Below are 12,959 nucleotides of genomic sequence, written 5' to 3' on the forward strand. Positions count from 1 at the left end.
AACTCGATGCGCATCCGCGTCGTCAACCCCAACACCACCTCCTCGATGACCGCGGCGATCGGCAGCGCCGCCGCCGCGGTCGCCGGGCCCGGGACGATCGTCGAGGCCGTCAACCCCACCATGGGGCCGGCGTCGATCGAGAGCCACTACGAGGAGGCGCTGGCCGTCCCCGGGCTCCTCGAGCAGATCGCGCTCGGCGAGCAGGACGGTGTCGACGCGTTCGTGGTCGCGTGCTTCGGGGACCCCGGGCTCGACGCGGCACGCGAGGTCGCGTCCGGACCCGTCATCGGCATCGCGGAGGCGGCCTTCCACGCCGCCGCGATGCTCGGGCGCCGGTTCGGCGTGGTGACCACCCTGAGCCGGACCACCGGCCGGGCGCACGAGCTCGCCGAACGGTACGGGTTCGCGTCGCTCGTGACCGAGGTCCGGGCGTGCGAGGTCCCCGTGCTCCGCCTGGAGGACCCGGACTCGGACGCCCGGGCACTCGTCGTCGAGGAGTGCCGGGCCGTGCTCGCCGGCGGCGCCGACGCCGTGGTGCTCGGCTGCGCCGGCATGGCGGACTTCTGCGCCGAGGTGTCCCGGGCCGTCGGGGCGCCGGTCGTGGACGGTGTCGCGGCGGCCACCGTGCTCGCCGAGTCCCTCGTGCGCCTCGGGCTCACGACCGGGCGACGCGGCGAGTACGCGCCACCCCCGGCCAAGCCGATGGCGGGACTGCTCGCGGGGTTCGAACGCCGGCCGATGGCGGGCGCGACGGTCGGGGCGGGCGCATGACGCGCCTCCAGGGCCCCGCCGGCGACACGACGGCCGCACCCGCACCCGCTGGTCTGGTCCTGCGCGCCGGCCGCGCCTGGATCGACGGCGCCTTCCGGCCCGCAGCCGTCGTCGTCCGCGACGGGCGGGTCGACGCCGTCGTGGCCGTGGACGAACCCGTCGACGCCGTCGAGGACCGCACCGTGCCCGACGCGCACGTCCTGCTCCCGGGCCTGATCGACACGCACGTGCACGTGAACGAGCCCGGCCGCACCGAGTGGGAGGGCTTCGCCTCGGCGACCCGTGCAGCCGCACTCGGTGGCGTCACCACGATCATCGACATGCCGCTCAACTCGATCCCCGCGACGACGACGGTCGAGGCGCTCGAGGTCAAGCGCGCGAGCGCCGCGGGCCGCGTCGCCGTCGACGTCGGGTTCTGGGGCGGTGCCGTCCCGGCGAACCTCGGGTCGCTCCACGGCCTGCACGACGCCGGCGTGTTCGGCTTCAAGTGCTTCACCGCGCCGTCCGGGGTCGACGAGTTCCCGCACCTCGACGCACCGCAGCTGCGCGCGGCGATCGAGGAGGTCGCCCGCATCGACGCCCTGCTCATCGTGCACGCAGAGGACCCCGAGTTCCTGGTCGACCACGCGGCGCTCGGCGGACACTACGAGGACTTCCTCGCCACCCGCCCGGTCGACGCCGAGCGCTCCGCGATCGCCCGGGTCGTCGAGGGTGCCCGCGAGACGGGCGCGCGCGTGCACGTCCTGCACCTGTCGGACGCCGGCGCGCTGCCGATGATCCGCGCCGCGAAGGACGACGGCGTGCGGATCACGGTCGAGACCTGCCCGCACTACCTCGCCTTCGAGGCCGGCACGATCCCCGACGGGGCGACCGAGTTCAAGTGCTGCCCGCCGATCCGCGACGACGCCAACCGCGACGCGCTCTGGGCCGGGGTCCTGGACGGGACGATCGACATGATCGTGTCCGACCACTCGCCCTCCACCGCGGACCTCAAGACCGACGACTGGGGGACCGCCTGGGGCGGGATCGCCGGGCTGCAGGTCGGCTTCCGTGCCGTGTGGACGGAGGCCCGGCGCCGCGGTGTCGCGCTCGAGCAGCTGCTGCCGCACTTCACGACCGGCCCGGCGGGGCTCGCCGGCTTCGCCGACCGCGGGCGCATCGCGCCGGGCGCACTCGCGCACTTCGCGGTGTTCGACCCGTCCGCCTCGGCGGTCGTCGACGTGGCCGGGCTCGCGCACCGCAACCCCGTCTCGGCGTTCGCCGGTCTGGAGGCACGGGGCAGCGTCACCGAGACCTGGTTGCGCGGTCAGCTGGTCGCGACCGCGGACGGCGGCGTCGCGTCCGTCATCGGGGCGCTCGTCGACCGACCCGTGCTCGCTGGAACACCGCTGTAACGATCGTTCCGATACGATCTCCACCGGAACGAGAGGACCGAACATGCTCCCTGTGAACCCGCCCGCCCGTCTGCTCATGGGACCGGGGCCGATCACCGCCGACCCACGGGTGCTCCGTGCCCTGTCGACACCGCTCGTCGGGCAGTACGACCCGTGGATGACCACCACGATGAACGAGACGCAGGAGCTGTACCGGCGGGTGTTCGGCACCACGAACGAGGCGACCGTCCTCGTCGACGGGACCTCCCGCGCCGGCATCGAGGCGGCGCTCGTCTCCCTGCTCGCCCCGGGGGACCGCGTGCTCGTGCCGGTGTTCGGGCGCTTCGGGCACCTGCTCGCCGAGATCGCCGGGCGTGCCGGGGCCGAGGTCCACACGATCGAGACCGAGTGGGGGCAGGTGTTCACCCCGTCGGCGATCGAGGACGCGATCGCGCGGGTGCGCCCGAAGGTCCTGGCGATCGTGCAGGGCGACACCTCGACCACGATGAACCAGCCGCTCGACGAGCTCGGAGCGATCTGCGAACGGTACGGCGTGCTGTTCTACACCGACGCGACCGCCACCGTCGGGGGCAACCCGCTCGAGGTCGACGCCTGGGGCATCGACGCCGTGAGCGCGGGGCTGCAGAAGTGCCTGGGCGGACCGTCCGGCAGCGCGCCGCTCACCGTCTCGCCGCGGGCCGTCGCCGTGCTCGACCAGCGTCGCAGCGTCGAGGCGGGCATCCGCGAACCCGGGGACGAGGTCGCCGACGAACCCATCCGGTCGAACTACCTCGACCTCGCGATGATCCTCGACTACTGGGGCCCCCGACGGCTCAACCACCACACCGAGGCCGCGTCGATGCTCTACGCCGCGAACGAGTGCGCCCGGATCCTGCTCGAGGAGGGCCGCGACGCCGTGGTCGCACGGCACGAGACCGCCGGTCGCGCGATGACCGCCGGGGTGCAGGCACTCGGGCTCGGTGTCTTCGGCGACCTCGGGCACAAGATGCACAACGTCGTGGCGGTCGAGATCCCGTCGGACGTCGTCGGCGACCAGGTCCGCGCCGCGATGCTCGACGACCACGGCATCGAGATCGGCACGTCGTTCGGGCCGCTGCACGGACGGGTCTGGCGGATCGGCACCATGGGCTACAACGCGCGCAAGGACACCGTCGTGACGACCCTCGCCGCGCTCGAGCACGCCCTGCGCCGGGCCGGGCACGCGGTGCCGTCCGGCGGTGGCGTGGACGCGGCGCTCGACGTCTACGCCGGTGCCGGTGCCGGTGCCGTCGCTGCCGGGGTGTCGGCGTGAGCGCGCCGTCCGTGGTCCGGGCCTCCGCGACCGCCACCGCCGACGCGACGCTGATCGCCGGGTGGTGCGACGAACTCGCGACCGTCACCGAGGAGCCCGGCCGGATCACCCGCGTCTACCTCTCGCCGGAGCACGCACGGGTCAACGCGATCGTCGCCGGCTGGATGCACGACGCCGGCCTCAGCACCTGGCAGGACGCGGCGGGCAACCTGCACGGCCGCGTCGACGGTGCGACCCCCGACGCCCCCGTGCTGCTGCTCGGATCGCACCTCGACACCGTGGTGGACGCCGGCCGGTACGACGGGATCGTCGGGGTCCTCATGGCCATCCGGACGGTGGCACGGGTGACCGCCGACGGCCCGCTCCCCGTCGCGCTCGAGGTCATCGCGTTCTCCGACGAGGAGGGCACCCGCTTCGGCAAGGCGCTGCTCGGGTCCTCCGCGGTCGCCGGTGTCTGGGACGAGTCCTGGTGGGACCTCGCCGACGGCGACGGGGTAACCCTCCGCGACGCCTTCACCCGCTTCGGGCTCGACCCGTCGCGCGTGCACGAGGCCGCGGTCGAACCGTCGGTGCTCGCCGGCTACCTCGAGGCGCACATCGAGCAGGGACCGTACCTCGAACAGGCCGGTCAGGCGCTCGGCGTCGTCACGAGCATCGCGAGCGCGCGGCGGTTCACCGTCGAGGCCGTCGGCGAGGCCCGGCACGCCGGCGGCACCCCCTACGACCGACGGCACGACGCCCTGCTCGCCGCCGCCGAGGCCGCCCTCGCCGTCGAACGGATCTGCCGGGCGTCGCAGCACGTCGGCACGGTCGGCACCATGACCGTCGAACCCGGTGCCGTGAACGTCGTCCCGGGGCTGGCACGGTTCTCGGTCGACCTGCGCGGGGAGTTCGACGAGGGACGCGACGCCGTGTGGGACGAGATCACGAAGGCGTTCGCGCTCATCGGGGAACGCCGTGGCGTCAGCGTCGAGCCGACCGAGGTCCACCGTGCGCCGGCGGTGTTCTGCGCACCGCGGCTGATGGACGCCGTCCGGGCGGGCATCGAGTCGACGGGGGAGCCCCGTCCGATCGAGCTGTTCTCCCGCGCGGGACACGACGCCATGTCGCTCGGGCTCGTGACCGACGTCGCGATGCTCTTCCTCCGCAACCCGGACGGCATCAGCCACCACCCCGACGAGTTCGTCTCCACCGAGGACATCGCCCTCGGGCTCGACGCGCTCGCGGTCGCGGTCGGACGGGTGGCCGCAGCGTGAGCACCGCGGGCCCCGACGTCCGGGCGCGCATCGACTCGGTGTGGGAGCAGCTGTCCCCGGCCGAGCGCCGCGTCGCCGCGATGGTGCGCCACGACCCCGAACTCCTGCTCGTCGGGACCTCGGCCGAGCTCGCCGCCGAGTCGGGCACCTCGAAGGCCACGGTCTCCCGGCTCGTCCGGTCGCTCGGCTTCCAGGACGCCGCCGAGGTCCGGCAGAACCTGATGTCGGCACGGGGCTCCGGCCTGCCGTGGGCCGCCGAGGACGCGGCGCACGTCGACCAGCGCGCCGTCGAGTCGCGCAACCTCGACGCCGCGTTCGCCTCGCTCGCGCGGGCCGACCGTCCCCGTCTCGCCCGTCGGATCGTCCGCGCCCGTCGGGTGCTCGTGGCGGGGGAGCGCGGGGCGTACCCGATCGCCCTCCAGCTGCGCGCCCAGCTCGCGCAGGTCCGACCGGACGTCCGCATCGGCCCGGCCCCGGGACAGCGCCTCGGCGAAGAGGTGGCCGACCTCGACCGACGCGACCTCGTCATGATCGTCACGGTGCGCCGGCACGCCGCCGGCATCGGCAAACTCGTGCGGCACTGCGTCGCCAGCGGCGCGGACGTCGTCGTCCTGGGCGACCCGACCGCGGCGGTCATCGCGGCCCCGGCGGCCACGGCGATCCTCTGCCCGGTGGACTCCCCGTCGGCGTTCGACTCGATGGCGGCGCTGTTCGCCGTCGTCGCCGCGGTCGCGAACGACGTGTACGAGGCATCCGGCCCGGGCGGCCGCGCGCGCGTGGACGCGGTGGCGCAGGCCTACGACGCGCTGGGGGAGCTCGCCGCGCCCTGACCCGTGCCGTCGCCGTGCTCGTCGTCGCCGGCACCGCCGCGCTCGTCGGCGAGTTCGGCCGCCAGCGAGGCGTTGCGCTCCCGGATCAGCCGCGGCAGGTACCGAGCCAGCGCGAGCCGCTCGGCGACGACCCCGAGCACCCCGAGCGGTGCGCGGAACTCGATCTCGTCGACCATCCGCGTGCCGCCGGCCGACGGCTCGAACCGGTGCTCGTGCCGGAACCGGGCGAACGGTCCACGCACCTGCTCGTCGACGAACCGGTGGGGCGCCTCCAGAGCCGTGATCCGACTCGTCATCCGCCACACGATCCCGAAGTGCCGCGCGCGCCACGTGACGGACTCACCGAGCCCGATCGTGCCGGCCGTGGTGCCCGCGACCGCGCGCTCGTCCGTGGCGGCCATGGACCGCTCGTGCGCGCCGATGTCGAGCGACAGCGCGAACGCGCGCTCCGGCGGGGCGGCGAGGTCGGTGACGACCCGGAACGCGACGGTCACGACGTCGGCCAGACCGGTCGGACGGATCGGTCGTCGTCGCGCAGGACGGCCGCCAGCAGCTGGTCGTGGCGGCGGCCGTGCTGGAGCACCGCGGACCGCTGACGCCCTTCGAACCGCATGCCGAGCCGCTGCGCGACGGCGATCGACGCACGGTTCTCCGCCATCGCCCGCCACTGCACGCGCGCGAGCCCGAGCCCGTCGGGAGCCGGCGCGAACGCCCACTGCAGCACGCGGTCCGCCGCCTCGGTCACGAAGCCGTGCCCGCGGGCGTCCGGGTGGGTCGCGTACCCGATCTCCGCGCCGCCGCCGGCGAACCCGAAGAGCCCGACGGTACCGAGCAGCCGTGGGTCGTCGGCACGGCGGAGGGCGAACTCGTAGCGGGTGTCCGACGCCCAGCCGTCCTGCACCACGGCCGTGAGCCAGTGGCGGGCCTCGGCATGACCGTACGGTTCGGGCATCGGGATGAACGCCACCACGTCGGGATCGGTCGCGTAGGCGACGACGTCGTCGGCATCGGTGAGCTCGGGGACCGAGAGGACCAGCCGCTCGGTCCGCAGCGTGACGGGGTCCATGGGGCGAGCCTAGCGACGGCGGTCGTCGCGGTAGCGTCGGTGGCATGACGTTCGACGCGCTCCCGTTCCCGGTCATCGACGGACACAACGACCTGCCCTGGGAGCGGCGCGAGACCCACGACTCCGGGGTCGAGGGCATCGACTCCGAGCAGGGGTCCCTGCACACCGACCTGCCGAAGCTCCGTGCCGGCGGGGTCGTCGGGCAGTTCTGGTCGGTGTTCGTCCCCACCGACGTCCCCGATCCCGTCCGCGCGACGCTGCAGCAGGTCGACCTCGCGCACCGGATCATCGAGCGGTACCCGGAGTCGCTCACCCTCGCCCGGACCGCGGCCGAGGTCGTCGCGGCCGTCGAGGTCGGGCGCACCGCGTCGCTCCTCGGCGCCGAGGGCGGCCACTCGATCGGTGACGACCTGGCGGTGCTCCGCGACCTCGCCCGGCTCGGGGTCCGGTACATGACCCTCACGCACAACGACGACACACCCTGGGCCGACTCGGCCACCGGCTCCCACCCGCACGGCGGCCTGACCGACCGTGGGCGCGAGGTCGTTGCCGAGATGGAGCGGATCGGGATGCTCGTCGACCTGTCGCACACGTCGCCGCAGACCATGCGTGACACCCTCGACGTCGCCACGCAGCCCGTGGTGTTCAGCCACTCGTCGACGATCGCGGTGAACGACCACCCGCGGAACGTCCCGGACGACGTGCTCGCCCGCCTGCGCGACAACGGCGGTGTGGTGATGATCACCTTCGTGCCGAAGTTCGTGTCCCGGGCGTGGGCCGAGTGGGAGGACGCCGGTTCGGTGGGGGAGCCCCCGCTCGTCACGGTGTCGGACGTGGCGGACCACGTCGAGCACGCGCGCGAGGTCGCCGGCGCGGCGCACATCGGGCTCGGCGGCGACTACGACGGGACGCCCGTGCTGCCGCCGGACCTGCGGGACGTGTCGCGGTACCCGGTGCTGGCGGCGGAACTGCAGCGTCGTGGCTGGGGCCCGGAGGACCTGCGTGTCCTGGCCGGGGGCAACGTGCTGCGGGTGCTCGCGGCGACGGACGAGCGGTTCGCGCGGACGGCGCACGTGCGCTGACGACGTCCGCGGGCTCCGCGGCGGCCGGCTCGGTCCGGAGGGGATGCGACCGCGTTCACCTGGCGGCTGCCGTGCATCCCAGATCGTGGACGCGGCACCGACTCGCCGTGCACGATCGGCGGATGATCGACCAGCCCGTGCCCGGGGAGTACGCCGACACGCTCCGCTCCATCCGAGACCGCGTCACCAGCACTCGATCTCGCGCGCAGCTCGCGGCGAACGCGCACCTCGTCCACCTGTACTGGTCGATCGGCTCGATCCTGCTCGAGCGATCGCGGAACGGCGCGTGGGGAACGGGTGTCCTGACCCGCCTCGCGGCTGACCTCCGTGCGGAGTTCCCGTCGATGAAGGGGTTCTCTGCGACGAACCTCAAGTACATGCGACAGTTCGCCGCAAGGTGGCCCGACGAAGACGCAATCGGTCAACAGGCTGTTGACCGATTGCCCTGGGGCACATCACCGTCCTGCTCAGCGTCCCCGACAGCGGACTCCGAGCGTGGTACGTCCGTCAGGCGGTGGCCGGAGGCTGGTCGCGCAACGTCCTGCGACACAATCTCCGCAGTCGTGCCGCGGAGCGGCATGCCGCCGCCGCGACGAACTTCAGTCGGCTGCTCGACGACGACGGTGCGGACCTGGCGCAGCAGATCACCAGGGATCCGTACATCCTGGACTTCCTCGCCGTCGACGGTGACCGGGACGAACGCTCGATCGAGCAGGCGATGGTCGACCGGATCGCGGACACCCTACGAGAACTCGGGACGGGGTTCGCCTTCGTCGGCCGGCAGGTGCACTTCGACGTCGACGGCAACGACTTCTTCGTCGACCTGCTCTTCTTCCACGTCGAGCAACTCCGGTACGTGGTCGTCGAGCTGAAGACGGGTGAGTTCCGGCCGGACCACGTCGGTCAGTTGTCGTTCTACGTCGCCCTCGTGGATGCGGACCTCCGACGCCCACACCACGCCGACACGGTCGGGTTGCTCCTGGTCACGGGCAAGAACGACGCGGTCGTCCGGTACGCGCTCGGGACGTCGAACGCTCCGGTCGGCGTCGCGTCCTACGAGCTCCTGCCCCCGGAGCTGCAGCGGCTGCTGCCGTCCGAAGCCCAGCTGCAACGCGCTCTGCTCGGACCCCAGGGGCCAAGGTCCGGTCAGCCGTAGGTGGGGTACTGCGGCCACCCCTCGGGACTGTCCTCCCAGTCCTGCTGCCGCCCGTACACCGTGCGGTCCATGATGTGCGGCACCGGCAGGATCGCCTCCGTCCCGCGCGCACCGGTCGCGTAGGTCAGGTACGGCACACCGTCGCGCAGCAGGTAGTACGAGTACCCGGGCGCCGGGCCGTCCCAGTCGTCGCTGTGCACGGTCCAGCCCCAGTCGTCGTGGTAGCTCGTCGCGCCGGACGACACCCACGTGTGCGGCCACCCGTGCTGCTGCCGCCAGGCCTCGAGCCGCTCGATCGGGCCCTCGGAGACCATCGCGAACGCGATCCCCTCGTCGTCGAGTCGTCCCATGTCGGCGGGCAGGTTGTCGACGGCCCACGTGCAGCTCGGGCAGCCGGCGTCCCAGTCCCGTCCGTACATGACGTTCTGCACGAGGAGCAGGTACTTCCCGGCGAACAGCTCCGTCAGTCGCACGGGACCGTCGGGACCGGTGAACTCGTAGTCGTCGACGCGGACCATCGGGAGCCGTCGGCGCGCGGCCGAGACGCGGTCGCCGAGGCGGGTGAGTTCCTTCTCGTCGCGCACCTGCGCGGCGAGCGCCGTGTCGAACGCTGCGCGGTCGACGACGGGTGGCGTGGCGTCGGGTTGCTGCTCCTTGGACATGGCGACCTCCTCGTCGTTGCGGCGCACGGTACGCGCGTCGCGGTCGCGTCGTGACGGACGGGAGGCGCGGCGAGCGCCCGGTGCGCAGCACGCGTCACGCAGGCAGCACCACCCGGGGTCCGATCGCTAGGATCGCAGCGCACGCCGTGCCTCCAGGGCGGAGGCACGCGACCTGACCCGAAGAGGACGGTACCGATGAGCGGCACGATCCACGACAACATCTCGCAGGCGTTCGGGAACACGCCGCTGGTCCGGCTGAACCGCCTCCCGAAGGAGGGCGGCGCCGAGGTCCTGGCGAAGCTCGAGTTCTACAACCCGGGTGCGAGCGTGAAGGACCGGCTCGGCGTCGCGATCATCGACGCAGCCGAGGAGTCCGGCGAGCTGCAGGCCGGCGGGACGATCGTCGAGGGGTCCTCCGGCAACACGGGTATCGCGCTCGCACTGGTCGGCGCGGCTCGCGGGTACCGGGTCGTCATCACGATGCCCGAGACGATGAGTGTCGAGCGTCGCGCCCTCATCCGCGCGTACGGTGCCGAGATCGTCCTCACCCCGGGGCCGGAGGGCATGAAGGGCGCGGTGTCGAAGGCGGAGCAGATCGTCGCCGAGACGCCCGGCGCGATCCTCGCCCACCAGTTCGAGACGCCGGCGAACGCGGCCATCCACCGGAAGACGACGGCGGAGGAGATCCTCCGCGACACCGAGGAGCACGTCGACGTGTTCGTCGCGGGCGTCGGCACGGGCGGCACGATCACCGGTGTCGGCCAGGTCCTCAAGGAGCGCGTGCCCGGTGTGCAGATCGTCGCGGTGGAGCCGAAGGACTCGCCGCTGCTGGCCGAGGGCAAGGCGGGCCCGCACAAGATCCAGGGCATCGGCGCGAACTTCATCCCCGAGGTCCTCGACCAGTCCGTCATCGACGAGGTGTTCGACGTCGAGCTGGACGACGCGCTCCGGGTCGCCCGCGACCTCGGCACGCAGGAGGGCATCCTCGCGGGCATCTCGTCCGGCGCGATCATCCACGCCGCGATCGAGATCGCCGCACGCCCGGAGAACGCGGGCAAGCGGGTCGTCGCGATCGTGTGCGACACCGGTGAGCGCTACCTGTCGACGGTTCTCTTCGAGGGACTCACTGCGTGAGTCGTCCCGCCCGACGAGGCGTGCTGCGGACCGTCCGGGAGGACCTGGCCGCAGCACGCCGCGGTGACCCCGCGTCCCGTGGCGACCTCGAGAACGCGATCGTCTACTCGGGGCTGCACGCCGTCTGGACCCACCGACTGACGCACCGGCTCTGGATCGCCGAGGGCCTGCCGGGGTCGCGGTTCGCGGCCCGGGTCCTCGCGCAGGTCGCCCGGTCGGCCACCGGCATCGAGATCCACCCCGGTGCCCGCATCGGCCGCCGGTTCTTCATCGACCACGGCATGGGGGTCGTCATCGGGGAGACCGCGGTGGTCGGCGACGACGTCGTGCTCTTCCACGGGGTGACCCTCGGCGGCCGCGGGGGCGACCACGGGCCCGGAGCTCGTCGGCACCCGGCGGTGGGGGACCGCGTCGTGCTCGGTGCCGGGTCGTCGCTCATCGGCGCGATCACGGTCGGCGCGGACTCCGTCGTCGGCGCGAACACGGTGGTGACGAAGGACGTCCCACCGGGGTCGGTCGTGACGGGTGTCGCCGGGACGGCCCGCCCGCGCTCGGGACACGAGGGCGTCCCGCCCCTCTGACGGGTCGGAGTCAGCTCTTCTCGCAGGCGATCCCGTCGCCGTCGGCGTCCATCTTCTTGTTCGCCGCGTACAGGGCGTCGTCCTTCTTCACCGTGCCCTTGAGCGCCCGGTACGTGACCTTGCCCTTCGAGGTGACGCGGTTCTTCGTGACGGACTTCTTCGCGATCCCGCCCGAGTACACCTTCTGCACGGCGGTGCAGTTCTTGTAGACGGTGGGGGCGGCCTGCGCGGTCGAGGCGCCGCCGACGACGGCGGTCGCAGCGAGCACGGCGGTGGCGGCGGCGATGCTGAGGGTTCGGGTGATGTGCACGGCCTGAGGATAGTTCGGAACCGGGGTCCGCACGCACCCCAGAACGAGGTGCACCGTCGGCGGTCCGGTGCATGCTGGAGCACATGGACGGCGAGACGCTGCACGAGGTCGCGATCCGCACCGCGATGGCCCTGCCCGCGGTGGCGGAGACCCAGCCCTTCGGCGAAGGCGCGTTCGTCTACAAGGTCGTCGGCAAGATGTTCGTGATGACGTCCGAGCTCCGTGGCGTGCCGATCGTGAACCTCAAGTGCGCGCCGCCCCACGGTGCCGCCCTGGTGCGCGACCACGCCGAGATCACCCCGGGCTGGCACATGAACAAGCAGCACTGGATCACGCTGTCACCCGGGGACGGCATCGACGAGACCCTGGTCGAGGACCTCGTCGGCAACGCGTACGACCTCGTCGTCGCGAAGCTGCCGCAGGCGAAGCGCCCGATCGACCCCGTGCGCCGGACGCAGCAGGACTGACCACGGCACGGCGGACCGCCCGCACTCAGGCGGTCGCGCGCGCCAGGACCTTCGACACGTCCCGGACGACCTTCGGCGCGAGCCCACCCGTCCCCGGGCCACCGGGACCCGTCCCGCGCCCCGACGACAGCACGGCCTGCGCCTGCTCGGGCGTCAGGCCCGTGAAGAGCTGGCCGATCGTGACGCCGTGGTCCGGTCGGTGGGTGACGACGACCGGGTCGCCGGCGGACACGGGCCCGGACCGCACCACGCGGAGGTAGGCGCCGGGGCGGCCCTCCTCCGTGAACCGCTTGACCCACTTGTCCACCCGCATCCGGCGGGCGAAGGTGCCGCAGGGGATCCGCGGGATCGTGACCTCGAGCTCGAGGGTCTCGCCGATCCGCCAGCGTTCCCCCGTCACGGCGCCGGTGACGTCGACGCCCGTCGTGCGCAGGTTCTCGCCGAACAGCCCCGGCGGGACGTCCCGGTCGAGCAGGTCCGCGAAGTACGCCGCGTCCTCGTCCGCGTAGGCGTACACCGCCTGGTCCTCGCCGCCGTGGTGCTTCCGGTCCGCCTGCACGTCGGCGTACAGCCCGAGCGGACGGACCCGGACGGGGCCGTCGACAGGGCGCTTGTCGATCGCGGTGACGCCGATGGTGCCGGAGTCGGGCAACAGGCGGTCGACGCGGCAGACGGCGGTGACGAGGGACATGCCCCCAGCCTGCCGCAGAACCCGCGCACGCAGAAGTGTGACGATCCGGCTGTTCGTTCCGTCCCATCGGTGAGCACCCCGATGGAGGACCCCGTCATGACCGACACCGCACCCGCAGCACACCTCGCGACCACCGCGCTCGTCCGCGTCGGGCACGAGCACCTCCTGGCGCAGGCACGCGTCCGGTCGCTGTCCGCGCGGCCCGTCGGCCCGATGAAGGTCCGCCGCACGCACGGACACCCGGCCCACGCGGCCTAGCGGCACGACG

General features: G+C 73.0%; 16 protein-coding genes and 1 pseudogene. 12 read left to right on the plus strand and 5 right to left on the minus strand.

The window, feature by feature from the left end:
* Positions 1-6: 6 nt before the first annotated feature.
* From ACIPKM_RS01995 to ACIPKM_RS02015, 5 genes are read left to right on the plus strand one after another with little or no spacing between them, the layout of a single operon-like run.
* Positions 7-771 carry an aspartate/glutamate racemase family protein gene (locus ACIPKM_RS01995; RefSeq protein ID WP_070418276.1) on the plus strand — a complete coding sequence of 255 codons (765 nt, stop codon included), beginning with the start codon at positions 7-9 and terminating at the stop codon, positions 769-771.
* Positions 768-2,165, plus strand: coding sequence for an allantoinase AllB (gene allB, locus ACIPKM_RS02000; protein WP_402736065.1), 1,398 nt, complete (start codon positions 768-770; stop codon positions 2,163-2,165). The genes ACIPKM_RS01995 and allB overlap by 4 nt, the downstream gene beginning before the upstream one ends.
* Positions 2,166-2,208: 43 nt before the next feature.
* Positions 2,209-3,456 (plus strand): alanine--glyoxylate aminotransferase family protein, encoded by a 1,248-nt coding sequence (locus ACIPKM_RS02005; protein ID WP_261646820.1) that lies wholly within the window; start codon positions 2,209-2,211, stop codon positions 3,454-3,456.
* Positions 3,453-4,712 carry an allantoate amidohydrolase gene (locus ACIPKM_RS02010; protein ID WP_261646819.1) on the plus strand — a complete coding sequence of 420 codons (1,260 nt, stop codon included), beginning with the start codon at positions 3,453-3,455 and terminating at the stop codon, positions 4,710-4,712. The genes ACIPKM_RS02005 and ACIPKM_RS02010 overlap by 4 nt, the downstream gene beginning before the upstream one ends.
* Positions 4,709-5,542 carry an SIS domain-containing protein gene (locus tag ACIPKM_RS02015; protein WP_261646818.1) on the plus strand — a complete coding sequence of 278 codons (834 nt, stop codon included), beginning with the start codon at positions 4,709-4,711 and terminating at the stop codon, positions 5,540-5,542. Before ACIPKM_RS02010 ends, ACIPKM_RS02015 begins: the two co-directional genes overlap by 4 nt.
* On the opposite strand, the gene ACIPKM_RS02020 is transcribed toward ACIPKM_RS02015, so the two are convergent.
* Together ACIPKM_RS02020 and ACIPKM_RS02025 are read right to left on the minus strand one after the other, a co-directional pair.
* On the minus strand, positions 5,509-6,036 hold the full coding sequence (locus ACIPKM_RS02020) for an SRPBCC family protein (RefSeq protein WP_071302685.1): 528 nt from the start codon (positions 6,034-6,036) through the stop codon (positions 5,509-5,511). The genes ACIPKM_RS02015 and ACIPKM_RS02020 overlap by 34 nt on opposite strands.
* A complete protein-coding gene (locus ACIPKM_RS02025; RefSeq protein WP_402736066.1) occupies positions 6,033-6,608 on the minus strand; it encodes a GNAT family N-acetyltransferase in 576 nt (191 codons plus the stop codon). Before ACIPKM_RS02025 ends, ACIPKM_RS02020 begins: the two co-directional genes overlap by 4 nt.
* A gap of 44 nt (positions 6,609-6,652) precedes the next feature.
* Here ACIPKM_RS02025 and ACIPKM_RS02030 point away from each other — a divergent pair, with 44 nt between their 5' ends.
* From ACIPKM_RS02030 to ACIPKM_RS02040, 3 genes and pseudogenes are all read left to right on the plus strand, one after another.
* Positions 6,653-7,690 carry a dipeptidase gene (locus ACIPKM_RS02030; RefSeq protein WP_071302683.1) on the plus strand — a complete coding sequence of 346 codons (1,038 nt, stop codon included), beginning with the start codon at positions 6,653-6,655 and terminating at the stop codon, positions 7,688-7,690.
* Positions 7,691-7,812: 122 nt separating this feature from the next.
* Positions 7,813-8,082: pseudogene (locus ACIPKM_RS02035) on the plus strand (DUF1016 N-terminal domain-containing protein); the annotation flags it as partial.
* 122 nt (positions 8,083-8,204) lie between these two features.
* A complete protein-coding gene (locus tag ACIPKM_RS02040) occupies positions 8,205-8,846 on the plus strand; it encodes a PDDEXK nuclease domain-containing protein (protein WP_368073350.1) in 642 nt (213 codons plus the stop codon).
* On the opposite strand, the gene ACIPKM_RS02045 is transcribed toward ACIPKM_RS02040, so the two are convergent.
* Positions 8,837-9,508 carry a DUF899 family protein gene (locus ACIPKM_RS02045; protein WP_402736067.1) on the minus strand — a complete coding sequence of 224 codons (672 nt, stop codon included), beginning with the start codon at positions 9,506-9,508 and terminating at the stop codon, positions 8,837-8,839. The two genes, ACIPKM_RS02040 and ACIPKM_RS02045, sit on opposite strands and share 10 nt — an antisense overlap.
* A gap of 195 nt (positions 9,509-9,703) precedes the next feature.
* On the opposite strand from ACIPKM_RS02045, the gene cysK reads away from it, so the two are divergent.
* Together cysK and epsC are read left to right on the plus strand one after the other, a co-directional pair.
* Entirely contained in the window at positions 9,704-10,642 is a 939-nt protein-coding gene (gene cysK, locus ACIPKM_RS02050) for a cysteine synthase A (protein WP_402736068.1), read from the plus strand.
* Entirely contained in the window at positions 10,639-11,223 is a 585-nt protein-coding gene (gene epsC / locus ACIPKM_RS02055) for a serine O-acetyltransferase EpsC (protein ID WP_402736069.1), read from the plus strand. Before cysK ends, epsC begins: the two co-directional genes overlap by 4 nt.
* 10 nt (positions 11,224-11,233) lie before the next feature.
* Here the strand turns inward: epsC and ACIPKM_RS02060 are convergent, their stop codons facing one another.
* Entirely contained in the window at positions 11,234-11,533 is a 300-nt protein-coding gene (locus ACIPKM_RS02060; RefSeq protein ID WP_139201839.1) for an excalibur calcium-binding domain-containing protein, read from the minus strand.
* An 83-nt stretch (positions 11,534-11,616) separates the two neighbouring features.
* On the opposite strand from ACIPKM_RS02060, the gene ACIPKM_RS02065 reads away from it, so the two are divergent.
* A complete protein-coding gene (locus ACIPKM_RS02065) occupies positions 11,617-12,000 on the plus strand; it encodes an MmcQ/YjbR family DNA-binding protein (protein ID WP_071294602.1) in 384 nt (127 codons plus the stop codon).
* Positions 12,001-12,025: 25 nt separating this feature from the next.
* Here the strand turns inward: ACIPKM_RS02065 and ACIPKM_RS02070 are convergent, their stop codons facing one another.
* Positions 12,026-12,691 (minus strand): MOSC domain-containing protein, encoded by a 666-nt coding sequence (locus ACIPKM_RS02070; RefSeq protein ID WP_083403161.1) that lies wholly within the window; start codon positions 12,689-12,691, stop codon positions 12,026-12,028.
* A 96-nt stretch (positions 12,692-12,787) separates the two neighbouring features.
* Between ACIPKM_RS02070 and ACIPKM_RS02075 the strand changes: the two genes are divergently transcribed.
* Positions 12,788-12,949, plus strand: a complete 162-nt coding sequence (locus ACIPKM_RS02075; RefSeq protein ID WP_336697543.1) for a hypothetical protein — start codon at positions 12,788-12,790, stop codon at positions 12,947-12,949.
* Positions 12,950-12,959 lie beyond the last annotated feature (10 nt).

The organism is Curtobacterium sp. NPDC086286, from assembly GCF_044746255.1.
Lineage (GTDB): Bacteria > Actinomycetota > Actinomycetes > Actinomycetales > Microbacteriaceae > Curtobacterium.

Coding starts and splice junctions, on each gene's coding strand:
- ACIPKM_RS02065 (WP_071294602.1), top strand. CDS start 11,617: ATGGACGGCGAGACGCTGCACGAGGTCGCGATCCGCACCGCGATGGCC.
- ACIPKM_RS02075 (WP_336697543.1), top strand. CDS start 12,788: ATGACCGACACCGCACCCGCAGCACACCTCGCGACCACCGCGCTCGTC.
- ACIPKM_RS02070 (WP_083403161.1), bottom strand. CDS start 12,691: ATGTCCCTCGTCACCGCCGTCTGCCGCGTCGACCGCCTGTTGCCCGAC.
- ACIPKM_RS02025 (WP_402736066.1), bottom strand. CDS start 6,608: ATGGACCCCGTCACGCTGCGGACCGAGCGGCTGGTCCTCTCGGTCCCC.
- ACIPKM_RS02045 (WP_402736067.1), bottom strand. CDS start 9,508: ATGTCCAAGGAGCAGCAACCCGACGCCACGCCACCCGTCGTCGACCGC.
- ACIPKM_RS01995 (WP_070418276.1), top strand. CDS start 7: ATGCGCATCCGCGTCGTCAACCCCAACACCACCTCCTCGATGACCGCG.
- allB (WP_402736065.1), top strand. CDS start 768: ATGACGCGCCTCCAGGGCCCCGCCGGCGACACGACGGCCGCACCCGCA.
- ACIPKM_RS02005 (WP_261646820.1), top strand. CDS start 2,209: ATGCTCCCTGTGAACCCGCCCGCCCGTCTGCTCATGGGACCGGGGCCG.
- cysK (WP_402736068.1), top strand. CDS start 9,704: ATGAGCGGCACGATCCACGACAACATCTCGCAGGCGTTCGGGAACACG.
- ACIPKM_RS02030 (WP_071302683.1), top strand. CDS start 6,653: ATGACGTTCGACGCGCTCCCGTTCCCGGTCATCGACGGACACAACGAC.